The following is a 23,111-nucleotide window of genomic DNA, read 5'->3' on the forward strand; positions in this document are numbered from 1 at the left end:
TTAATGGTTAAAGGGGAAAGCGAGGTTAGTTTGGTGAGATATTCGAGCCTCAATTCCCTTTTCTTTTTCTATTTAAAAGTTATTGTTTTATTATTTATTTCATACGCTATATTATTAGTGGTTTGAATTGAATTTAAAATATCTTCTATATTTTGATTTTTTCTCAAAACACCGGTAAAGTGCTCGTTCATTAAATTAGGATTAGCAAATACAACATCTACATCATACCATCTTGCTAAAACTTTCATAATATTTTCTAAAGGCATATTATCGAAGCTAAAAACACCTTTTCTCCATGAAGTCACAGAATAAACATCAGCCTTAACTACATTTATACCATTTTTTTCTTTTACAATAATTGATTGCTGGCTAGGGCTTAAAATAGTATTTGCTTTACCATTTATTACAGCAACTTTCCCTTCAATTAAAGTGGTATAAATCGCCCTTTCATCCTTGTAAGCACTAATATTAAACTCAGTACCTAGAACTTCTATTTCTTGTGATTCTGTACGTACTTTAAACTTAGATCCGTTATTAGCTGTACTTGGAGTTACATCAAAATAGGCTTCTCCATAAACCAATTCAATTTGTCTAGTTTCACCTTTTATAAATGTCACAGGATATTTTATTTGAGAATCTGAGTTTAACCAAACCTCTGTACCGTCTGATAGAACTATGTGATATTGACCACCTCTTGGAATGGTTAAATAATTATAAACCATTTCTTTTGAAGTTACACTAGATCCTTTATAGACTAAAGCTTCTCCATCACTTTCTAAATTTTCAGAAATATATTGCTCTCCTTTTTCTAAAGCTATCAATGTACCATCTTCTAAAGTAAGCGTTGCTTTATCTGTACCTGTTTTAATAGTATTATTGGTTATTACTGGGACTACTACCTCCCTATCCTTTCCGTTATTAAATAAAAAAGATATAGAAATTAATAACACAATAGCTGCGGCAACAGCATACTTTAAATAGCCAGTTTTATTAACTGCAACCGGTTTTATTTTCTGTTCTACTTCTTTCCAACCTTTTTCAATGTCTATTAAAACTATTTCATTATGATAATTTTCCTTCACTTTCTTAAAGTATGCTCTATGAAAGTTGGACTCATTATACCAATCCTGAAAAATAGTGGCTTCTTCTTCAGAAAGGGTGTTATTTAGTTTCTTTATAATTAATTTGAATTCCATTTAGTTGTCTTGTATTACAATGCTTTAACATTAAGACAACAAAAAGATAATAATGGGTGACAAAAAAAATACTTTTTTTTCAAAAAAAAATCAAATTCAATGATTTTAAATCAACGAATATTAATTTTTACTGATTTATTTCAAGCAAAACAAGTATAACCGTTACCATTTCTGTAATTTTCAATTTTGCTCTTTTCAACTGTGTTTTAACAGTATTTACAGAAATCCCGAGTTCCTTAGCTATCTCGGAGTACTTATAATTATGAAGAAACTTAAGTTTAACGACTTGCTGCATTTTTTCAGGAAGTGTATCAACAATTTTAAGAATTTGATGATATACAATGGTTTTATCTTCGTCTGAAGTAGAATTAAAAACGTGCTCTGTGATTAAATTGATATTAAAATCTAACAATTCAAAATTATCGGTAATTTTTATAGATTTTAGATAGTTGAAACATCTATTCCTTACCATAGTATAGAGATAACCTTTTAAAGAAGTTTCAATATTTAACTTATTGGCATGCTCCCATATGTATATAAAGATTTCTTGTGCTATGTCTTCACTGGCATCTATATCAAAAAGAAAACCGTTAGCATACACAACCAACTCTTTATAATGTTTGTCAAAAAAGTTTTTAAAAACTATTTCGTTTTTTTTTCTTATTTCCTCAAGAATAAGGTTCATTAAGTTGAGAGAGCTTAAGGTTTTTACAAATCTATAAAAAAGATATTAATAGAAATTTAATAATCAGGAAACATTTAAATAATTACGTAAATGGTTTTAAATAATGAATATTTATTTGAATACTTCATTAAAGAATAACTTAATTTTAAAAAATAAAAAACCACGCCTTTTTAGCGCGGTTTTTTAAGTAATCCATGTAATTAGAAAACAAATATTAAAGAATTTCAATAGCATTTAAAACACTACTTACTGAAGGATGGTCATTATTTCCTCCAGATTTTTTATTTTCTTCAAAGAAAATATTGAAATATTTTAATGCTTCTTCTTTGTTTTTAGCTCTAAGGTATGTTTTTGCTAATAAAAAACCTCCCATAATAATACCACTATTATCTTCTAGCTCATATAGTTCGTGTCCTAATTTTAAAACCCTATCTATAGATGCTTTAGAACCTTCAAATTTTGGATTTCTTAAAACTTCATCGCCTATATCGTGAACAGTGTATACATAGCTTTGTTCTCCTTTTTGTTTGTTAGCCTCTTCTAGTTTTAAATTAAACCAAGTATCAAAATCTTTTTGAGCTAAATAATAGGTATAGGTTAGCCTTTGTTCTATTACTTCTTGATATGGCGAAGCATAATCTTTTTTACATTTTTCAATTTCAGCTTTTAACTCGTCAAGAGTTTCAACGGTTTCAGCCTTATTTTCTAAATAGTTTCTAATAGCTCCACTTATAACTCCAAAATATTGAGTAGAGTCAATTTTTTTTGATAAAAGCATTTCTTTGTTTTTTAAAACATATTGGTAAGCTTCAGAATTATAATCTACATCAGAGTTTGCTATAACTTTAAACATGTCTTTGTTTGCAAATTTCTTTACAGGTAATTTAGACATTAACTCTTTTGATACTTTTTGGCTCTCTTTTTTACTATATGCTTGATCTAAGACATCTATGTAACTTAAAACAAAATCTAAATCTCTTTCTCCATTCTCATATTTTTTAGTCATGGCACTCATGGTCATGCTAGGGTTAAGAGCATTTTCTGCTCCTTTTATTAATTCATCAGCTGGTTTTCCTCCAACAAGCTGATGAATTATTTGTCCGTTAGCATCAATAAATAATAGCGTTGGATATGCTTTTACACCATACCTAGTGTTTAACTCAACACCTTCTCCTTTTTCCATATCTACTTTTATACTTACAAAGTTTTTATTGAAAAAATCTCCAACCTCTTTTTGAGGGAAAATTTCTTTTGTCATCCATTTGCAAGGTCCACACCACGTTGTATAGCAGTCCATAAAAACCAATTTGTTTTCCTTTTTTGCTTTTTCTAAAACTTCGCTAAAAGTTCCGTGTTCAAAAGAAACACCTTGTGAGAATGTAATATTGAAAAATAACGTAACTATTAAAACTGATAATACTTTTTTCATTGAATTTGTTATTTATTGTGTTTATATAATCTAAAACCAGAAAATTTAAATTTGCTATTATTAATAATGTTAAAGTTTCAAATGTTGATTCTATAGTATATATTTATTAATGTTGTTAATTTATCAACTCATCTAAAAGCGGTCTAATTTCTGCACTAGAGGGTTTAGGTGCATTGGCGCTAATAATATTGCCTTGAGGGTCTATTAATATAAACCGTGGTATAGCTCTAATTTTATAATCTTGAATAAACTTAGATTTAAAATCATGGTCTGCAAGGAGCTGAATACCTCCCATGTTTTTATTTTTTATCATTTCTTTCCACGCATCATAAGCATTTTTTCTATCTACAGATAAACTAATAAAAGCTACGTTTTTATTATGATACTCTTTTTCTAGTTTTTCTAGGTAAGGAATTTCATATTTACATGGTCCGCACCAAGTAGCCCAAACATCTATAAATACATATTTTCCTTTTAAGTCTTTTAAAGACATGGCACCTCCTTCATAGTTTTCATAATTTTCAAACATTGGAGATGGCTGCCCCTTGGTTAATAGTTTTAAGTCGTTGTATAATTGGGTAAAACTTTCTTTGTCTTTATTATTTGTTGAGTTAGAATTTAAAAGAGTGTACATATCTTTTAAGTTTTTCGCTCTTGGTAAAGAAGATTTTCCATAGAATGCAAGCATTGTATTTTTAATGCTTTCGTTCGGGATATTTAAAAAAGATTTTAATAACTCCATATTAGAAGGATACCTTTCACTTTCTTTTTTAATGGCCTTATCTCTAAAATGCTCTAATAACAAGTATGCATAAGTTCTTGAATATATAAAATCTTCTTCATTGTCGTACGTCAATTCATCTAGCTCTTTAGTGAATTTTTTAGATGGGATATAAGTAGAGTCTCCACTTATAAAGGCGTGGACACCCTTAAACCTGTTTATAAAATCTACATGTAAATAATGTATGTCTCTTTTTTCTATAGCTCTAATGTCTTCAGAAATATTTTTATTTGAAGATAAAGCTAATTCTAAATCACTTTTTACAAGGTCTATTTTTGCCTTAAAGTCTTTTTCTGTATTATTATAAATGTTAGTACCAGTAACGCTATCCCTAGCGTAGACTTTTGTGGTTATTTTATTTTTTTCTAAAAGAAATTTTGCAACTCCAGAGCCTTTACCAGAAAAATTTAAGGTCTTTTTAAAGTCTTTTGCATTATAAGAAATATTAATATCTGCTCCCTTAAATAAATGTAGTTCTGTACTGTTTTCACCTTCTGTGAATTGATAATGCCCTGGTGTTAAAGTTAAGGTGTCTCTAAAGGTACCGTCTTTTAATACAGGTATAGAATATTTAGGGTTAGGGTTTGCACTAAACATTACTGAGCTTGTTAAGTCTATCTTTTTAGTATCGGTATTTACTATTTTTCCAGAAATTATAGTATAATCTTCTTTTAAGCTTTGTTTTGTTGAAGCATGCTCTTTACAAGAAAAGAAACAGTACGCTATGCCTAATACTATTAATGATTTTTTCATGTGTTAGTTTAATATCTTTTTTAATTCATCAGTAAGATTGTCAGTATATTTATGTTTATAAATAATATTACCTTCTGGAGATATTAAAAGTAAGTGAGGAATTGACGTAACAACGTACTTAGAGCTAATATCTACAGGTAATTTTGCGTCATCAATAACTTGCGTCCACGGTAGTTTGTGTTTATCTACAGCCTCAATCCACTTATCATAGTTTTTATCTGTACTAATACTTAAAATGGCTAGTTTATCTTCTGGATAAGACTTTCTAATTTCTTTTAACTCAGGAAATCCCTTTATGCAAGGTGCGCACCAATAAGCCCAAAAATCTATTAAAAGATATTTTCCTTTGTAGTCCGAGATGGATATATCTTTATTCTCATAGCTTTTAAGTGTGAATATTGGAGCAGGCTTACCAACCGTAACTATGTCTAAATTTTTTCTTCTTTCTACTAATGGGGTTAAAAAGTAATTGGCATGCATACTTTGATCAAAACTATTTAAAACCTTGTCTAGAGTTGCCACATCTTCTGCCCAAAATTGGCCATAAGCTGTTTGAGCTAAAGCTGTATTTTTTGGGTGTTTTTTTATTGTTTCGATAAGGTTCTTGGAAAAATTAGTTTTGAAATCGTCCTCTACTTTGGTTAGATTTTTTTTGTATTTTAAATCTTCCATTTTAGAAATGCCAAGGGTCTCATTTATTTTTAAGAATTCTTCGTGTCTTGGAGCACCTTTAACTATAAGACTATCGTTTTTAATAGTTAAAATATATTCGCCAACACCAGTAAATAGTTTGGTACTATACATTTTGTTATTATAGTTTAATGTTACTTTTCTTAATGCTTGTACTGTATCTATTTCTATAGTAGATGTTTTACCTTTTATAGAATCTTTTATGGTGAATTTATTGTATTCTTCCATGCTTTGAACCCTTTGATATGGAGCTATTGTTGCAATGCCAGTACTTGTACCATCCACATGTATTTGTATTTTACACGTGTTTAATAATGGTGTGGTGTCTTTATTTGCACAAGCACTTGTAAATAGTGAAATGCTAAGTATATATAATGCTATTTTTTTCATAATGCGTATAAGTTGTATTGATGTAATGAAATATTAAAAAAAGAGTATGAGTGTAAAGACAAAAAGCTAAATAATACTGTATTTAGCTTTTTGCTTTTAAAGAAATTAAAAAGTTACTAATCTCTTGTGTTTTCTCCTATTTCTGGATTTTGAAGAATATATTTTGCTGCTATTGGTAATGCCCAGTTTTTACTGTTTGCGTCTAAATTAAAAGAGTTACCATCATAAACATGAGTAAGATTTATTGTTGGCGTATCATAAATATTATAGCGTTTTAAATCAAAAAAACGATGCCCTTTCATAAATAGCTCAAGTCTTCTTTCTTTTTTAACCAAGGCTAATACTTCGTCTTGGTCTGTGCTAACTATTTCAACAAATGTACCTGTATCCATCCTTTTTTCACGAAGTGTATTAAGATCGCTTAAAGCAGGAGTTAAGTTGTTAAGTCTGGCATTGCATTCTGCTCTAGTAAGTAACATTTCTGGAACAGAGGGACCTACTGGTCTAAAGTTTCTAACAAACCCCATAGCATATATTTGCTCAGTACCAGATAGTCCAAATAGAGATGGAGGGCCAAACAACCTTCTCCTTTGATCTGTTGGTTCTAATAAGCTAAGATACTCGTTAGAAGCGAGCCTAGTGCCATATGTTGCATTCGATGCTTTATGCCAAATAATTTCAGAATCCTCTTGTGCTATATCTCCAAGCTCTGCTATAGTAGGAAAAAACCAATCTGGAAATATGTTAAAATCTACTAAGGTATTACTTAATGTTAATGCAGAATCTGCTGCATCTCTAGCTTTTTCAAAATCACCCATATATAAATATACACGAGATAAAAGCGCGTAAGCACCTGCCTTTGATGGTCGATGAACTAACTCTGCTGTTTCTGGTAAATTGTCTATGGCTTCGTTTAAATCTGATAAAATAACATCATAAACCTCTTGTACTGTAGCGCGAGGCAATTGAACACTAACAAGTTCTGTACCCAACCTTAAAGGTATTCCAGAATCTGTACTTGCAGATGCTACATTGTAGTGAACTCCATATAAATTTACTAAAATAAAATTAGCAAATGCCCTATGAGCTAATGCTTCGGCTTTTAAAGCCATTTGTTCTTCTAGGGTACCATCAATAGTATTTAAAATATCTTCTATTATAATATTTGCAACATAAATTTGTCCATACAATGCTTGCCAATCTCCGTCTTCTTGGGCATCTGTATAAATATTATCATTCCAAGTAAAAGTATTGGTGGAAGTTGATCCTTCTGGATAAAAACTTATAAAATTATCTGTTATCATGACATCGTCACTGGCTAATTCTGAATTAGAATAGCTGTTAACAAAACCAGGAGAAATAACTTGTAAACCTTGAGTATTTCCAAATCGCTCAGTTTGGTCTAGTAATAGACGGTAGTCTTTTATTTTTGAAGGAATTACTTGTCCCTTAGGTTGAATGTCTAAAAACTCTTCTCTATCGCAAGACAATGCTAGAAGCGCAAGACAAAGTATATATATTGTATTTTTCATCTTTTTTATTTTTAAAAATTAGCATTTACACCTATAGTAAACGTAGGCCTTTGTTTAAATATGAAGCTTTCTGGGTCAACATTCCATTTATTGAAATTAATCACTGCTAAATTTTTAGCTTGTAGGTTAATACTTAAATTGTTTAAGCCTACTAAACTTGTTACTTTAGGGTTTAAATTATAAGAAAGCACCACTTCTCTTAAGCGAATATGAGAGGCATCATCTACATGCTGGCTACCGTATCTGTAATAGGTCATGTATGTATCTAGTACAGCATCTGTTCTTGTAGTTGGTATTCTTGGAATATTAGTTGTGGCTTCATCTCCAGGGTTTTGCCATCTACTTTCAAAATCTTGATGTATAAACTTATTACCGCCAAATTTATTAGGTAAATCTGAGTAGTCTAAGAAATTTGTGTTTCTAAAAACATGTCCTAACTTAAAGCTAGTTAATGCTCTTAAAGTAAAGTCTTTATACGAGAATTGATTTATCCAACCTCCATAAAATTTAGGTAACGTAGTGCCTTCGTATTTAAGAGCTTCTACTACATCAATGTCTCTATTTACTAACTCTCCGTTTTCGTTTAAAAACATAGGGTCTCCTTCATCATTTAAACCTTCAAATTGGTAACTATATAGATAGCGTAAAGGTGTATTTACTAAAGGTGTTTGCGTTACAGTGTAAGCAAATGGCGTATCGTTAGGAATATCTACCTCAGTTACTGTGTTTTTATTGTAACTAAAATTTAAAGTGGTATTATATCTAAAGTTTTTAGTTTTAAGTATTAAACCTCGTAGAGATATATCTATACCTTTATTTTCCATTTTTCCTGCGTTAATTAATGCAGAGTTAAATCCTAATACCGAAGGGAAAATTACATTTGATAAAAGATCTTCACTTTTTCTTTCATAATATTCAATACTACCGTTTAGTCTATTATTAAACATTCCAAAGTCTAGCCCAAAATTAGTTACATAAACTTTTTCTAATCTTAATTCTGGATTTTTAACATTAGAAATGAATCCATACTCATTACCAGTAAAAGGATCGCTAGAAATACCTACCTGTACAAATGGGCTAGTAGAATTATTTACATTACCATTACTACCATAAGTCGCTCTTAACGATAACTTATTAATTACCTTACTATTAAAAAATTCTTCATTATGAATTGCCCACTTACCACCAACAGAAAACAAAGGAATATTTTTGTACTCATCACTGGCTCCAAATAAATTGGCATCATCTAAACGAACACTTCCTGTTAGGGAATATTTTCTATCATAGGTATATGCAAAATTACCATAGTAAGAAATATATCTGTCTTCACTTTCTGCTACTCTTTCGTAATTTGGTATTTGACTTTGACCAAAAAAGTATACCGTAGGAAAACGATCTGCATAGTTTATATTTCGTGCAAAATCTAAAGATTGATCATCGTAAGCATATAATCTATTGTTATGAGAATTAGATAAAACTTTTCTAACCTCATAACCTCCTATAGCACTTATGTTATGCAAATTGTTTTTGAAAGATTGATTGTAGTTTAATTGTAATCGTCCAGATTGTGACTCGCTATTAATGTTTCCTAAATCTAATATACTTCCCTTAGGGATTGCACTAGAAATTGTTCCTCCAGAATTTGTAGTATATGTGTTAATTAAGTTTCTTACTTGAAACGTATTTTCGTTATATAGGTATTTTGTTTCATAAACACCTTTTTCATATTGATAGCGTCCTTCTAGAGATAAATAATCTGTGATGTTATATTTTAATGCTGTTTGTAACCTTATACGTGAGTTTGTTATTTTATTGTTTTTATTTTCAAGCTCTTGTTTTAAGTTGTAATCCCAGTTGTATGGGTAGCCATTCTCTACGCTACGTTCATCTTTAAATTCTTCGTAAAAACCTTGAGGTTGAACAAGGTATTCTCCGTTTTCACCTAATATGTTTTGATATTGATCTAATCCTTGTGCATTGCCTAAAGACATACCATTTCGTTTAGATCTATCTTGAGAATAATTAATTCTTCCTGTAAAAGTAAATTTTGGAGATATGTCTATTTGATTACTAATATTAGCAATAATTTGATTGCTATCATTATTGTTAAAGGAACCTTGATTTTTATTTTCATTATATAATAATGATGCTTGGTAGCTGCTACTTTCTCCACCGCCACTAATGCTTAGGTTGTGTTGTGTCCAGGTTTGATTAGATAAAAATAAGTCTTCAAATTGTTGCCTGCTATCTATGGTTTTTAAATTGTTAATGGTAGCATTAGCTTCATCTTCATTTATTAATCCCTCATTCAAGGAAAGATACGTTTCTAAACCTTTACTAATGTTTGACGAGTTAAAAGCATTAGGTAGGGTTCTCCAATCATTATCTGCCATGTGCTTTTCAAATTCAAGAAAACTACTTGTAGAAGCGTAAGGCTGCTCATGTAAATCTATTTGAGGTGTTATAGAAAAATTTGATGAATATGAAACATTTGTTTTAGTGTTTTTAGACCCTTTTCTAGTTACAATAACAATAACTCCATTTGCAGCTCTAATACCCCATATAGAAGCAGCAGCGGCATCTTTTAAAATGGTAATATTTTCTACATCGTTTGGATTAATGGTTTCTAAACCTTGTTCTATTGGAAAACCATCAACTACAATTAAAGGTGTTCTTACCGAGTTTATAGTACTTAGCCCTCTAACAATGGCAGTATTATTACCGTCGGAATCTTGTTCAAATACTACTCCAGCAACTTCGCCTTCTATCTTATCAAATACATTTTGAGCTGTCTTTATTCCTAAAGTTTTTGCACCTATACTCTCGAAAGATCCCGTAGTTCTTTCTTTTGATACTTTTTGATATCCGGTACTTAAAACAACTTCGTCGAGTAAGTTTGTATTTTCTAAAAGAGTAATATTAATATTATACTCATATTCGATAATTACTTTTTGAGTAACAAAACCTAAGTACGAGAAACTTAACGTATTACCTTTTGTTGCTTTTATGCTATAGTTTCCATCAAAGTCTGAAGTAGTTCCTCTCAAAATAACGCCGCCAGAGTTTGCAACAGAAATAGTAGTACCTGGTAGCGGCGCACCATTTACATCTTTAATTGTACCTGATATTTCTTGTTGATATTTAGATTTAAAAACTTTACTACTCTTTTTGAGAACAATGGTTTTTTGTTCTGTTAACTCATAAGAATAACTCCCGTACGATAAACTTTGAGATAGTAAGTTATGAGCTGTTATTTCTCCCTTAATTAAAGAGACTTTCGGCGCGTTTTTAAAATCTTCGGTTTTATAAAAAAACCTGTAATCTGTCGCCTTTTTAATGAGCTCAAAAACATCTATTACCGAGACCTCTTTATCCTTATCGATATGTATTTTTACGTTTTGAGAAAACCCTGTATTCGGGTTAAAACCAAAAGTTAAAGCACAACATAAAAAGATGATAGTTTTCATAATAATCAAAGAGAATTTCTTCCTATACAATATAGGACCTTTAATAAATTTAATTTTCATAAATTTGATTGTTTTTAGTTAGTTAAACATTTAATTAATTAAGACGCAATAAAGGGGACTGAGAATGGTACGGTAGGATGTCTAGACTCTGTTCCTTTTTTTTTATTTTACAATAATTACATTTTTTTCTTTTTTGAATGACACAGCATTTGTTTGTTGGACTAAATTAAGAATTTCACTTATTTTTTGACTTTTATCAAAAACGCCACCAAATAGATCATCTTCTAAATCTTTATTTTCGAATATAATATCAACATCATACCACCTGGATAATGTTGCCATAATCTCTTTTAAAGGTTTATTTTTAAAACTAAAAACGCCTTCTTTCCAAGAAATTTCATTATAAACATCAATGTTATAAATAGAAATATCTTCATTTTTATTAAAAACAACAGCTTGTTGATTTGGTATTAAAAGTTTGTTATTATTAGCTTTATTTACAGATACGCTACCTTCTATTAGCGTTGTATATGTGGCATTATCGTTTTTATAGGCTTTAATGTTAAACTCTGTACCTAAAACCTCAACTTCTTGCCCGTTAGTTAGTACTTTAAATTTAGCACCATCGTGGTTAGTGCTTGGAGATACATCAAAATAAGCTTCTCCATAAACCAATTCTGTATGTCTTGTTTGCCCCTTTATAAAGTGTACTGGGTATTTTAATTGCGATTCAGAATTTAGCCAAACCTTAGTTCCATCTGCTAGTGTTACATTATATTGTCCGCCTCTAGGAACTGTTAAATAGTTATAAGCTATATCTTTATTAGCGTCTTTTTTTATTTTATAGGTTAGCGCCTTTCCATTACTTTCTACATTATTTGAAATATAATTTTGACCCTTTTCTAAAAAAATATTGGTACCGTTTTCTAGAGTTAAAGTAGCCTTGTCTGTGCCAACTTTAATATTGGTTTCACTTATGGTAATATTACTTTTATTTAAGTTATTCTTATTTACATAAAAATACCCAATAGCCATAAATAATACAATGGCAGCAGCATATTTAATAAAGTTGCGTTTGTACAGTGGTATAGGTTTGTTTTGTTGTTCTATAGTTTTAAATACTTTGTTGTAAGCCTCTTCTTCGTTTATTTTATTATAAAGTAGATTTAAAGTATAAGCATGACGTACTTGTGCATTAAAGACTTTTTTGTTTTTAGGGTTTTTAAGCCAAATGCGCAGTGTTTTTTTTTCTTCTTCTGTAATAGAATCTGATAAAAGCTTACTAATTAAATTGTTCACGTCTTTTTTTTTAGTGTTGTATGTTAGTGACGCAAACTTTTAAGAAACCCCCTAAAGAAAAATTAAATAATTGTTAAATATTTTTTTTTATTGATGCGATTTCTGCTAAGTTTACCTCTTAGAAACAGTTAATGAAGGATATTTTTTTATTAGAGGCGATTAAGAAGAATGATAAAAAGGCATTCAAAATTTTCTTTGATAAGTATTACACACCTTTAGTTGGCTACATTAATACTTTTACCAATGATGTTTATTTGGCTGAAGATATTGCACAACAGTCTTTTATTATTTTTTGGACAAAAAGAAAGGAAATAAAAATTTTAAAATCTCCAAAAAGCTATTTGTACTCTGTAGCTTATAACTCTTATATCGATAATTACAGGAAAAAGAAAAAGCAAGATACTTTTTTTGATGATTTAAGAGAAAAGGCATTACGCGATTTAGTAGAAGAAGATGAAGAATTAATGAAAAAGAGGCTAGAAAAGTTAAAAGCTATTATAAACGATTTACCGCCAAGATGTCAACAAATTTTAAGAATGAATAAGTTTGAAGGTTTTAAATATAGCGAGATAGCAGAAAAACTAGATATTTCTATAAAAACAGTAGAGGTGCAAATGGGTATAGCCTTTAAAAAAATAAGAAAGGGATTTGAAGACACACCATTTTTATTGTTTATAGTGAGGCAGTTTACTTAAATTAAGTAGCATTATTTTGTATAAAAAAAGCCAGCTATATTTATATAACTGGCTTTTGCTATTAAAGGAAGAAGTTTTATTGTTGAGGTTTAAAAACAACCTCGTAAGATTTCTTGTTTTTTAATAATTTCTTGGCAATTTCCTGAATATCTTTTGTGGTTATAGCATTAATAATATCTTCGAAATTTTCAGCTTCAGTTCTATTATAACCTTCTAAAATAAGAGTTTGCATAGCATTCATATCGTAACGATTAGAGTTTTTACTTTCTTCTCTTTCTTTTAAAAAGTTAGTTAAAACTTTATCTAAGTCGTTTTGTTGTATCGTACCATTTTTAATTAAATCAATTTCTTTATAAACTATACTAATTAACTTTTCTGCAAGATCTGGATTACAATCAAAACTAACACCTAAACTAGCTATAGAAACTGGTTTTTTAGATAAAGCCCCGCTACTTCTAGCGCCATAAGTACCACCTTCTTCCTCTCTTAAAGACTGTGTGTACCTAAGTGTAAGTATATCGCCTAAAATACTCATTAAGTAAGCATTTTTTAAATTATAAGGCATCTCGTTTTTTATAGCAATCTTAACCGATGTTTTGGCATCTTGCATAGGCAAGTAAATATCTTTATCTGTATTGTCTCTTATCCAACTTACAGAGTTGTCTTTCCAATTTTCTTTTTCTTTAGTTGCAGGTATGCTAGCAATATATTTTTCTAATAAAGGCTCTAAGTGCTCTGCAGTAACATCTCCAGAAATAAAGACTTGAAAATCGCCTATGTTAGCAAATCTAGATCTGTAAATGTCTTCAACTTTATCTAAACTAAATTTTTGGATATACGATTTGTTAAAAAGAGGTTTTCTAGGATTGTTTTCACCGTATAATGTTACAGTTAAACTATCACTCATTTTAGATTTTAAATCTTGACTTTTTCTGACTAAGTAATTATCTACATTTTGCATAAATACATTGTATGCAGTTTTATCAAAGCGAGGTTTGGTAAAACGTAAGTTTGCCAATTTTAACATAGTTTCTACATCTTTAGTTGTAGAGCCACCAGATATGGTTTCAGACAAACCGCTAATTTTAAAGTTAACGTTAGCCTGTTTTCCAGCTAGTACTTTTGGTAATTCTGTGGCAGAAAATTCGCCTAGTCCAGACATACTAACTACATTACCTAAAATACTTGCAGAAGGCATATCCTCTAAAGGAAGTAAAGATGTGCCACCATAGCTATGCACTAACATACTTACTTTATTTTTGTCTTTGTTAACAAATTGAAAATGTACTTTTACATTGTTGCTAAGTGTATATGTAGTAAAGCCAAGAGTTTTATTAATTTCTTTGTTAATAATTTTTCCAGGCGTTAAATTTACACCAGCCATTAAAGGTTTTAATGCTTCTTCTTCCTTATAAGGCTTTAATGTTGTACTGTTTTCTACTTCGTTTAAAATACTTATAGCTTGATTTTTAGTCAAGTTGTTTTTGCCTTTTACCCCTGTAACAATTAAACTCCTGTTCTTTTTGGTGTACAACTTTTGTATTTGTTTAAGTAAATCTTCTTGGGTAATATGGTTTAATATTTGCTTTGCAATTTCATATTCTTTAGCTAAATCTCCTATTGTATTATTATCTAAATAATTAGATTGAATAATCTTAATAATTTGCTTATGACTTCTGTCTTCTAGTTTTGCTATTTGATTTTCGTAACCGCTTTTATAGCTTACTAATACACGATTAATTTCGGCGTTAGTAAAACCAAATTTTACAGCTCTATTAATTTCTTGCATGGCTAGTTTAAAAGCCTCTTGTTGTTTACCTTCTTTAGGAGTTATTTGAATATTAAACGCATTGTGTAAACGAGTAGCGTTACTATAGCCAGCACGTACACCAATAAAAGGTGCGTCTGGATTTTGAGTAATATTACTAAAACGTTCTCTTAATATACTTGAAATAATACCATTTAATAAACTTTCTTTTAAATCGGCAACAGTTTCGTTGGCTAAACTATTATTATGGCGAATACCAAATTGAATACTAGCTGTAGATACTTCATCGTCCATACCAATGGCATAATCTAGGGCTTGGTTATCATCAATTTTAATATTAAAACGTTTTGGTCCATTTTTTATCGCTGGTATAGCCGAGAATTTAGATTTAATTTTGGCTTCCATTTCTGCCACGTCAAAATCGCCAACTATAGCAATAGCTTGCAAATCTGTGCGATACCAGTTATGGTAAAAATCGCGTAAAGCCTTGTATTCAAAGTTTTCTACAATATCCATTAATCCAATTGGAAGTCTTTTTGAGTAAACAGAATGTCCAAACATAGCGCCTATTGTGCTTTCTAGTATACGCATTTGTCCGTTTTGGCGTGTACGCCATTCTTCTTTAATAACACCACGTTCTGCATCTATTTCTTCTTCGGTTAATAAAAGATAATTAGACCAATCGTGAAGAATTTGCAAACCTGTATCTATTAATTTAGGCGTTGTTGGTACATTGTCTACATTATAAACCGTTTCATCAAAAGATGTGTATGCATTTATGTCTTTACCAAAAACAATACCTTCTTTTTCTAAAGTATTTAAAATACCTTTTCCTTTAAAGTTTTCTGTACCATTAAATGCCATATGCTCTAAAAAGTGAGCTAAACCTTGTTGATTGTCTTCTTCTAAAACAGATCCTACATTTTGAATAATATAGTAACTAGCAACATCTTTGGTAACATCTGTACTGTGTAAATAGTACGTCATACCGTTAGATAAAACGCCTTTTTTAATGCTAGAATCTACAGGTAATGGCGCGCTTAAATTTTGGGCGCTAATGCTTGTAATTAAAAAAAGTGATAATACTGTTAAGATTTTTTTCATCTTTTTAAGTTTGATTATAAGTTATATAATTATAGAGTAGAAAAAAGTGAAGTGCCCTTATTAAGTAAATGTTAAAATGTTTATAAATTTAAAAAGGTAAGTTATACACTTCCCTTTTTAATAACTATTTTGTTAATTGTTTAATATTTATCTCCAAACTTATTACCATACATTTCAATAAGGCGTTTGTCCATATAAGACCCACGCATATTATTGGTTACAATAATGCCATTTGGGTCTATTAAAAAACATGCAGGTATGCCTTGTATTTTATATTTTCTAGCTAAATCGCCATTAAAATCCTCTCCGTCTGACACTTGAAGCCAAGGCATTTGCTCTTCATTTATAGCTTTTTGCCAATTTTCATGGCTACTATCCATAGAAATACTTATAATATCAAAATTTTCACTACTATATAATTTGTAAATATCTTTTAGATGAGGTATATCCATTCTACATGGACCACACCAAGAAGCCCAAAACTCTAAAAGAATATATTTACCCTTGCCTACATGATTAGATAGTTTTGTATTATTACCGTCTTTATCTTTAAAAGGCAAGTCTATATATTGAGAACCTGGAGCTATTTTTTCATAAGCAACAATATGGTCTTTCAACACTTTTATTCCAGGAAAACCATTAGCGTTTTCTGGAATAAGTGAATTAATCTCATTTAATTGTTCTTTAGTGTATTTTGCGGGAGACATAACTGTTGAGAGGTAACCGACAAATTGCCCTAATGTTGAATTGATATTATTTTTAACAAAATTAAAAGAAAACTCATTTTTTTCTTTCCAAACAACTTCGAATCTATTGGCAAATTCAATACCTTGTGAAACTGAAAGTTTTCTTTTTTCTTTAAAGTTTTTTAAGTTTTCGTCCCAGAGTTTTCCCTCTTTAAGTTGTACTCTGGACATATCTTTTAAGTAATCTACGTATGTTAAATGTATTTTGGCGCCTTCCAATTTAATAGCATCAAAATTATATGTACCATTATATAAATTAGAAAGAGTTGATATAGCTTCTTTTTTAGTAGAAATTTTTATAGTCTCATTTTCAAAAAATACAGGAATCACTAAACTTTCAAATCTCTTTTTTTCTGGTTCTACTAAAACAATATGGTATAAAGTTGGATTTTCTAGTTTTCCTGTAAACGTAAATTGTCCGTTTTGTATCGTTGTAGTATCTGCTACTTTTTTTCTTAATCCTAAAAAAAATTCGGGATGTTGTAAAGATAACACCACTTTAGTACCGTCTTTAACACCATTTATAGTACCGTTAATAGTGTAATGATCTAGCTTTTCTTTTTTACATGCTATTAAGGCTAAGCCTAATACTAATAGCAAATATTTTGATTTTAACATTTTATAAGTTTTTGAATTATCAGGAGATTTAAACCACATAAACTAGCGCCTAAGAATAACCTAATATGATGAGGTTTGTTTATTATATTTTACTTCAATAAGCTTTGAAAAATATATTATACCGAAATTGTAAGATGCCAATTTCCTTTTTGGTAAAGATCAAAAATGAGGTCGTAATTAGCATTATCTATGCTAAAACGTACCTGCACTCTTTTTAAAGGGAAATTAATATTTGATATGGTTTTAAGATTATTAATAACCTGAACCAATGAGTTATTTAGGTCTGTAATTTCTAGTTTATTAAGAGGAACTGCAACACCGTTAGAAAAAACCTCAAAGGTTAATTGATTAAGTTCTCCACTACGTTTTTGAAAAATAGTGTTACGAACACCTCCATCTGAAATTATTTTATAAGGGTCTTTATAAAGGCCTATATATTCATTGTCTTTAAAATAGCCTTCCTCTATTTTGTCTATAGATTTATCTGCTTTAAGTACAATTAACTTTCCTTTTCCATTTAAACTACCTTTTGAGAACTCTCCAACGTAAGTATTCCCATTAGCCCATGTATAGGTTCCTTCTCCATGCGGATAGCCTTTTTTAAAGGCTCCTTCATAACTGTCTTCTGTTCCAGTAGCTTTCCCTTTCCCATTGGCAAGACCTTTTTTTGTCTCACCTTCGTATTTAGAATTTATAGCGTCTACTTTAACTGGATTTTTTTTAGTTTTTTGAGCATTACTAAAGCTAAATACTAGAGTAAGTATGACAATGGATAATTGTTTTAAATTCATAACATTTTTATTAAGGGGTTAAAACAGGCACTTCGCCATACGAAGTGCCCTGTAGATTAATTTAATCTCTAATATTTTGTTCCATATTTGGGCTAAAATTAAGAGTCTCTGGAGGTATAGGGAATACATAACGACTAGAATTAGGTTCTAGTGTATATGTTTCGCCGCCTAAGGTATGCGTTAGTGTTTTTGCAAATGCAGATTCTTTATTTAGTCGTTTTAAATCAAACCAACGCATTCCTGTTCCAAGAAGTTCAAGGCGTCTTTCGGTTACAGCAAAACTTAAGGCATCTTCTTTTGTTGTAATACTGGTTTCGTCTGTATAATTTAAAATTCTATTTCTACGTATTAAGTTAACATCGTCTAGTACATCTTGTACAGTGCTATTTGCTAATCGTGCATTACATTCTGCTCTAATAAGGTACATTTCTGGACTAGAAACACAATGGTTACTTTTTATACGAAAGTTTCTAGTATAACCATTGGCTCGGAAATTGAATTGATAAATACCATTAAGACGCATATCATTTACTATATCGTATTGATTTACTAAATCATCAGATAAAGCACCACCAGCAAATCCTGATAGAGCGCCAAAATATCTATCGCAATACTGTTCAACATTATAAAGACTTACTAAATCAGCACCAGTAACTGTGTAATCACTTATGTTACCATTTTCTGCTAAGGCTAAATCTGCATTAATTTTAGCATTTTGATAGTCACCCATTTGCAGATATGTTCTAGCCAATAACCCATAAGCTGTTGCTTTATTGGCTCTGGTTATTCCAAGAGCATTGGTTGGTAAGTCGTTAATAGATTCTGCTATGTTTTCAATTATAAAATCGTAGACCTCTTGTACAGAGGATCTTCCTATAGGGTCTCCAACAACATCTGGAGTTGTAACTAGTGGTACTCCAGGGTCTCCATTTGCTGTAGAAGTATTATATTGTTTAGCAAAGCCATTTACTAATATAAAATATTCATAAGAACGCATGGTTCTGGCTTCTGCCTTAATACGTTTTCTAGCTTCTTCATTATCTCCTATAACATTATCTATATTTTCAATAATTACATTGTAAGTGTATATATTTTTATATGGATTATTCCATAGATTAACTTCGGCTTCAGCAAAGAATAGTTCTTTATCCCATCTAATAGCTTTTGCTCTCGGGTTTTCAAGATTATCAAGACTTCCTATAAATGGTGCATTTGGTGTAACATCGTCAGCCGATAAATATAGTAGATTTTCATCAGAAGTGGTGTGTATAGAAAAGTCTCCTCCAACTAATAAAAGGTCGAAATCTTCTATGGTCTCGGGTATTACTCGACCTACAGGTTCAACATCAAGATAATCGTCACAGCTATAAAGTGCGCATGATAGTAAAACTAAATATATAATTAATTTATTTTTCATTTTTTTCATTTTAAAAGTTAACATTGACACCAAAAGTAAATGAAGCTTGTCTCGGGAAATATCGTACGCCATATCCATGAGCTTCAGGATCAATCCCTTCGTTATTTTTAGTGCTTAACCATAAGTTATTTCCTCTTAAGTTAATACTAGCGTTTTTAGCGCCTATTGCCTTTATAGCATCTTGTGGTAAGGTATAACTAAGGAGTACTTCTCTTAATCTTACAAAACCACCATCAATAACATTCTTTGTACTATACTTAGCAACTGCTGTTGTAGAGGCAACAATTCCTGATTTTCCTATTTGAGGAATATCTGTTGATGTTTCATCTCCAGGAGCATTCCAAGCAAAAAGAGCATCTGTATTTATATTTTGTGGTTGACCAGGAGAGGTTTCTCCGTTATAAGAGTCTTTTAGTAGTTTGTGCCCTTGATTTGTAACAAATATAAAGGACAAATTAAAGTTTTTATAGTTTAAATTATTGGTTATAGCACCTGTGAATGTAGGATTAATAGTTCCTGCGTAAACTAAATCTTCTCTAATTAATTCATCCCCGCCTACATTAAAAGATCCAGCTAAAGTTACTATTTCACCATCTTTAGTTTTTACAGTAGCATTTCCTTCGTTATCTATACCTGCCCAATCAAAGACATATAAACCATTTGCAGGATTACCAGTTTGGTTTCTAGGGCTGGTAACAAAGGAAGTGGCAAAACGTTCTTGAACATTAATTTTTTCTACATTATTCTTATTGTGTCTAAATACAAGTGTGCTAGACCAATTAAAATTGTTAGATGTAATATTTCTAGTGTTTAATGAGACTTCAAAACCATCATTAGTTATTGTTGCATCATTTCTTAATATTCTGTTTACTCCGTTTATTGGGTTATTTCTCCCAGAAGCAAAAATATCTGATGTTTTCTTTCTGTAATAATCTAGACTTAAGGCCACACGGTTTTTTAACATAGATACGTCTACACCAAAATTACTAGTAGCAGTACGTTCCCATCTTAAGTTTTTAACAGCAGGAGAAATAATTTCTGCACCTTCTATAAACCCAGCTCTTCCTGATATGCCAAGTTGAGCAACATTAAAAGGACCATTAAGATTAGCAATATTTCCATTAATACCATAAGAGGCTCTTAAAGATAATCTATCTATGGCATCAATATTAAAAAAGTCTTCTTCATGTATATTCCATTTTCCACCTACAGACCAAAATGGTTTATACCTGAATTTAGGGTCTGTTCCAAAAAGGTTAGATTGATCTAAACGAACACTACCTGTAAGCACATATTTATTATCAAAATCATAACTAAAATTCCCATAGGCAGAGAAAAACCTGTCGGTGTTTTCTGAAATATCATCATAAAAGGTTAATCCTCCTGATATAAAGCCAAATATAGGATAGTTTGTACCGGTGAGGGTTTGAGCAAGACCATCAGTACCATAGGTATACTTATTTACAGGAACAGTATTTAAAGATTTTTCGTTATACCCGAAACGATCTGTCGTTATAGAAGAACTGAATAAATGCCTAATTTCTGTACCAGCGAGCGCTCTAAAATTATGTTTTTTATAGCTGGTTTCGTAATCTAATTGTACTCGTCCCGTATAAGAACGAGTATCTCCACGTGTTTCAATAAGTCTACCTCCTCTTGGAATAATTAATGTTGTGTTATCTCCATTAAAATTACTTGACGCGGTATTGTTAATAAGCGATTTCATTTCAAAAGAGTCTTCTGTAGAAATATTGGTATTTCTGTTAGCAGATATTTGATATTGAAAACCTACAGTAGCTTTTAAACCTTTGGCTAAGTCTGCATGAAGCATAGCTTGTAAGCGTGTGTTTAAATTATTTGCCTTATTACTGTAGTTGTTGAGTTCTCTTAATGGGTAATACGTTTCATCATATAAGCCTAAATCGATTAAACGTTGAATTTCAATAGGGTCTTTTCCTCCAAATAATCCTCCAGTATTTACTGAGTAAAACTCACCTATGTTACCAACAGTAACTGGTAAAGGGTTGCCTGAAGCATCTGCGAATAACTCATAAGGACTAATCTGACCAAAAACAATATCTCTATTGTAAGGTATAGATTTGTTATCGTTTATGGTTACATTACCATTAATATCTAGTTTAACTTTTTTAGAGATGTCTGTACTGTTTTGAAAATCAAATAATATACGGTCTTGTTTATTACCTACAAACGATGTTTTATTACTGGTATAGTTTAAAGTAGCTCTAAATACATTGTTTTCTCCTCCACCACTAATGCTAAGGTTGTGTTGTTGCTCAAATGGGCTTTGAGTAAAGTAATCCTGTATTTGGTTAGTGTTATCTATACTGCGTAGCGGGTTTATAATAGCATCTGCTTCTGCTTGTGTTATAACACCATCATTCAAATTTGCCATAGCATTAAATACTTGAGTACGTGCTTGAGCAATTGGGAAAATGAATGCGGGAGGTAAAAAAGCATTATCTAATTCGTATTGATAAGAGTGAAAAGATACAAAAGGAGCAAGGTTTTCAGTAGCTTTAATTTGTGCGTCAACTAAATCAGATCCTGTTAACCTGTTTAATCTATATCTTACATCTGGTTTTTGATTAACAGTGATGTTTTGAGTATAATTTATATTTAAAGTTCCTTTTTCACCTTTTTTAGTTGTTATAACAATAACACCGTTAGCAGCTTGTGCTCCATAAATTGAAGCTGCTCCAGCATCTTTTAAAACGGTAACAGACTCAATATCGTAAGGATTAATTTGTGTAATATCTATTTGGGTGGGAAAACCATCAATTACTATTAAAGGAGAAGAGTTTCCATTAACCGTACTTATTCCTCTAATATCTATTTTAGAGCCTCCTTCATTGTTAATATCTGCAGTTACACCTAAGCCTGCTATTTTTCCTTCTAGAGCACTAATTAAATTAGAACGCCCTCTTTTTACAATGTCTTCGCCTTTAACTTTAGAAACCGAACCCGTAGATTGATTTAGAGATAGTTTTTGATACCCTGTAATAACCACTTCATCAAGTGTATTTAGTTCTTCTTTTAGAATGATATTAATAATGGTTTTATTTCCAACAAGAATTTCTTGGTTTTGATAACCTACAAAAGAAACAACCAATACATTGTCTGTAGGCGGAATAATTATACTATAGCTACCATCAAAATTACTAATAGTTCCTGTTGTTGTACCTTTAACTAAAATGGTAGCCCCAACTATTGGTAGCCCATTTGCATCTGTAATTTTCCCAGAAACCTTTTGCCTTTGAAATAAGCTACTAATAATAGATTTCTTTTTGATTAGAATGGTGTTGTTTTCTGATAATACTAGATTATAATCATCACTGTCTAAGCTTTCTTGTAACAGCTTATTGGTACTTATAACTCCTTTTTTTAAATCAATACTTGGATGTTTGTCAAAAATGCCTTCTTGATAGACAAATTTGTAATCTGTTTGCTTCATGATAAGATCAAAAACTTCATCAACAGTAAGAGATTTGTCTGTTTTAATCTTAATTTTTGAATTTTGAGATGCGACATCTAAGGGTGAGAGACTAAATGCAGCAACACAGAATAAGAATATAAATGATCTCATAATGACGATTAAAAGTTTTTTTCTAAAAAAGAAAAGAACATTGGTTAATTTAATTTTCATAAATTTACATGTTATTAGTTAGTTAAAAATTAATTAGTAATAAGTAAAAGGGATGAAGCACAAAACTTCCCACGGTCAACACTTTA

General features: G+C 30.6%; 14 protein-coding genes. 1 reads left to right on the top strand and 13 read right to left on the bottom strand.

Annotation, left to right across the window (positions count from 1 at the left end; genetic code table 11):
• Positions 1-68 precede the first annotated feature (68 nt).
• The 8 genes from ACJJV4_RS02455 to ACJJV4_RS02490 all read right to left on the bottom strand — a co-directional run bounded on the left by ACJJV4_RS02455 (position 69) and on the right by ACJJV4_RS02490 (position 12,222).
• The gene (locus tag ACJJV4_RS02455; RefSeq protein WP_405291774.1) at positions 69-1,196 is read right to left on the bottom strand and encodes a FecR family protein; all 1,128 of its coding nucleotides are present in this window, start codon (positions 1,194-1,196) and stop codon (positions 69-71) included.
• Between the two features lie 127 nt (positions 1,197-1,323).
• The gene (locus tag ACJJV4_RS02460; RefSeq protein ID WP_405291776.1) at positions 1,324-1,881 is read right to left on the bottom strand and encodes an RNA polymerase sigma factor; all 558 of its coding nucleotides are present in this window, start codon (positions 1,879-1,881) and stop codon (positions 1,324-1,326) included.
• A 214-nt stretch (positions 1,882-2,095) separates the two neighbouring features.
• Positions 2,096-3,310 carry a thioredoxin family protein gene (locus ACJJV4_RS02465; RefSeq protein ID WP_405291778.1) on the bottom strand — a complete coding sequence of 405 codons (1,215 nt, stop codon included), beginning with the start codon at positions 3,308-3,310 and terminating at the stop codon, positions 2,096-2,098.
• Between the two features lie 115 nt (positions 3,311-3,425).
• Positions 3,426-4,844 carry a TlpA family protein disulfide reductase gene (locus ACJJV4_RS02470; RefSeq protein ID WP_405291780.1) on the bottom strand — a complete coding sequence of 473 codons (1,419 nt, stop codon included), beginning with the start codon at positions 4,842-4,844 and terminating at the stop codon, positions 3,426-3,428.
• 3 nt (positions 4,845-4,847) lie between these two features.
• Positions 4,848-5,924, bottom strand: coding sequence for a TlpA family protein disulfide reductase (locus ACJJV4_RS02475; protein WP_405291782.1), 1,077 nt, complete (start codon positions 5,922-5,924; stop codon positions 4,848-4,850).
• Positions 5,925-6,040: 116 nt separating this feature from the next.
• Positions 6,041-7,456, bottom strand: coding sequence for a RagB/SusD family nutrient uptake outer membrane protein (locus ACJJV4_RS02480; protein ID WP_405291784.1), 1,416 nt, complete (start codon positions 7,454-7,456; stop codon positions 6,041-6,043).
• 11 nt (positions 7,457-7,467) lie between these two features.
• Positions 7,468-10,923, bottom strand: coding sequence for a SusC/RagA family TonB-linked outer membrane protein (locus ACJJV4_RS02485; protein WP_405291786.1), 3,456 nt, complete (start codon positions 10,921-10,923; stop codon positions 7,468-7,470).
• A gap of 162 nt (positions 10,924-11,085) precedes the next feature.
• The gene (locus ACJJV4_RS02490) at positions 11,086-12,222 is read right to left on the bottom strand and encodes a FecR family protein (protein WP_405291788.1); all 1,137 of its coding nucleotides are present in this window, start codon (positions 12,220-12,222) and stop codon (positions 11,086-11,088) included.
• A gap of 131 nt (positions 12,223-12,353) precedes the next feature.
• Here ACJJV4_RS02490 and ACJJV4_RS02495 point away from each other — a divergent pair, with 131 nt between their 5' ends.
• The gene (locus ACJJV4_RS02495) at positions 12,354-12,917 is read left to right on the top strand and encodes an RNA polymerase sigma factor (RefSeq protein ID WP_405291790.1); all 564 of its coding nucleotides are present in this window, start codon (positions 12,354-12,356) and stop codon (positions 12,915-12,917) included.
• Between the two features lie 76 nt (positions 12,918-12,993).
• On the opposite strand, the gene ACJJV4_RS02500 is transcribed toward ACJJV4_RS02495, so the two are convergent.
• The 5 genes from ACJJV4_RS02500 to ACJJV4_RS02520 all read right to left on the bottom strand — a co-directional run bounded on the left by ACJJV4_RS02500 (position 12,994) and on the right by ACJJV4_RS02520 (position 22,965).
• The gene (locus ACJJV4_RS02500) at positions 12,994-15,789 is read right to left on the bottom strand and encodes a M16 family metallopeptidase (protein ID WP_405291792.1); all 2,796 of its coding nucleotides are present in this window, start codon (positions 15,787-15,789) and stop codon (positions 12,994-12,996) included.
• A 140-nt stretch (positions 15,790-15,929) separates the two neighbouring features.
• Positions 15,930-17,153 (bottom strand): thioredoxin-like domain-containing protein, encoded by a 1,224-nt coding sequence (locus ACJJV4_RS02505; RefSeq protein ID WP_405291794.1) that lies wholly within the window; start codon positions 17,151-17,153, stop codon positions 15,930-15,932.
• 116 nt (positions 17,154-17,269) lie between these two features.
• Positions 17,270-17,944, bottom strand: coding sequence for a hypothetical protein (locus ACJJV4_RS02510; protein WP_405291796.1), 675 nt, complete (start codon positions 17,942-17,944; stop codon positions 17,270-17,272).
• A 61-nt stretch (positions 17,945-18,005) separates the two neighbouring features.
• On the bottom strand, positions 18,006-19,361 hold the full coding sequence (locus tag ACJJV4_RS02515) for a RagB/SusD family nutrient uptake outer membrane protein (protein WP_405291798.1): 1,356 nt from the start codon (positions 19,359-19,361) through the stop codon (positions 18,006-18,008).
• 10 nt (positions 19,362-19,371) lie between these two features.
• Positions 19,372-22,965 carry a SusC/RagA family TonB-linked outer membrane protein gene (locus ACJJV4_RS02520; RefSeq protein WP_405291800.1) on the bottom strand — a complete coding sequence of 1,198 codons (3,594 nt, stop codon included), beginning with the start codon at positions 22,963-22,965 and terminating at the stop codon, positions 19,372-19,374.
• Positions 22,966-23,111: the final 146 nt, after the last annotated feature.

The sequence above is a fragment of the Algibacter sp. Ld11 genome (genome assembly GCF_045066735.1).
GTDB lineage: Bacteria > Bacteroidota > Bacteroidia > Flavobacteriales > Flavobacteriaceae > Algibacter.

Bases quoted from the DNA above. Each gene is read 5' to 3' on its own strand.
- ACJJV4_RS02510 (WP_405291796.1), bottom strand. From the start codon at position 17,944: ATGAATTTAAAACAATTATCCATTGTCATACTTACTCTAGTATTTAGC.
- ACJJV4_RS02455 (WP_405291774.1), bottom strand. From the start codon at position 1,196: ATGGAATTCAAATTAATTATAAAGAAACTAAATAACACCCTTTCTGAA.
- ACJJV4_RS02485 (WP_405291786.1), bottom strand. From the start codon at position 10,923: ATGAAAACTATCATCTTTTTATGTTGTGCTTTAACTTTTGGTTTTAAC.
- ACJJV4_RS02475 (WP_405291782.1), bottom strand. From the start codon at position 5,924: ATGAAAAAAATAGCATTATATATACTTAGCATTTCACTATTTACAAGT.
- ACJJV4_RS02470 (WP_405291780.1), bottom strand. From the start codon at position 4,844: ATGAAAAAATCATTAATAGTATTAGGCATAGCGTACTGTTTCTTTTCT.
- ACJJV4_RS02515 (WP_405291798.1), bottom strand. From the start codon at position 19,361: ATGAAAAATAAATTAATTATATATTTAGTTTTACTATCATGCGCACTT.
- ACJJV4_RS02495 (WP_405291790.1), top strand. From the start codon at position 12,354: ATGAAGGATATTTTTTTATTAGAGGCGATTAAGAAGAATGATAAAAAG.
- ACJJV4_RS02480 (WP_405291784.1), bottom strand. From the start codon at position 7,456: ATGAAAAATACAATATATATACTTTGTCTTGCGCTTCTAGCATTGTCT.
- ACJJV4_RS02465 (WP_405291778.1), bottom strand. From the start codon at position 3,310: ATGAAAAAAGTATTATCAGTTTTAATAGTTACGTTATTTTTCAATATT.
- ACJJV4_RS02500 (WP_405291792.1), bottom strand. From the start codon at position 15,789: ATGAAAAAAATCTTAACAGTATTATCACTTTTTTTAATTACAAGCATT.
- ACJJV4_RS02505 (WP_405291794.1), bottom strand. From the start codon at position 17,153: ATGTTAAAATCAAAATATTTGCTATTAGTATTAGGCTTAGCCTTAATA.
- ACJJV4_RS02460 (WP_405291776.1), bottom strand. From the start codon at position 1,881: ATGAACCTTATTCTTGAGGAAATAAGAAAAAAAAACGAAATAGTTTTT.
- ACJJV4_RS02520 (WP_405291800.1), bottom strand. From the start codon at position 22,965: ATGAGATCATTTATATTCTTATTCTGTGTTGCTGCATTTAGTCTCTCA.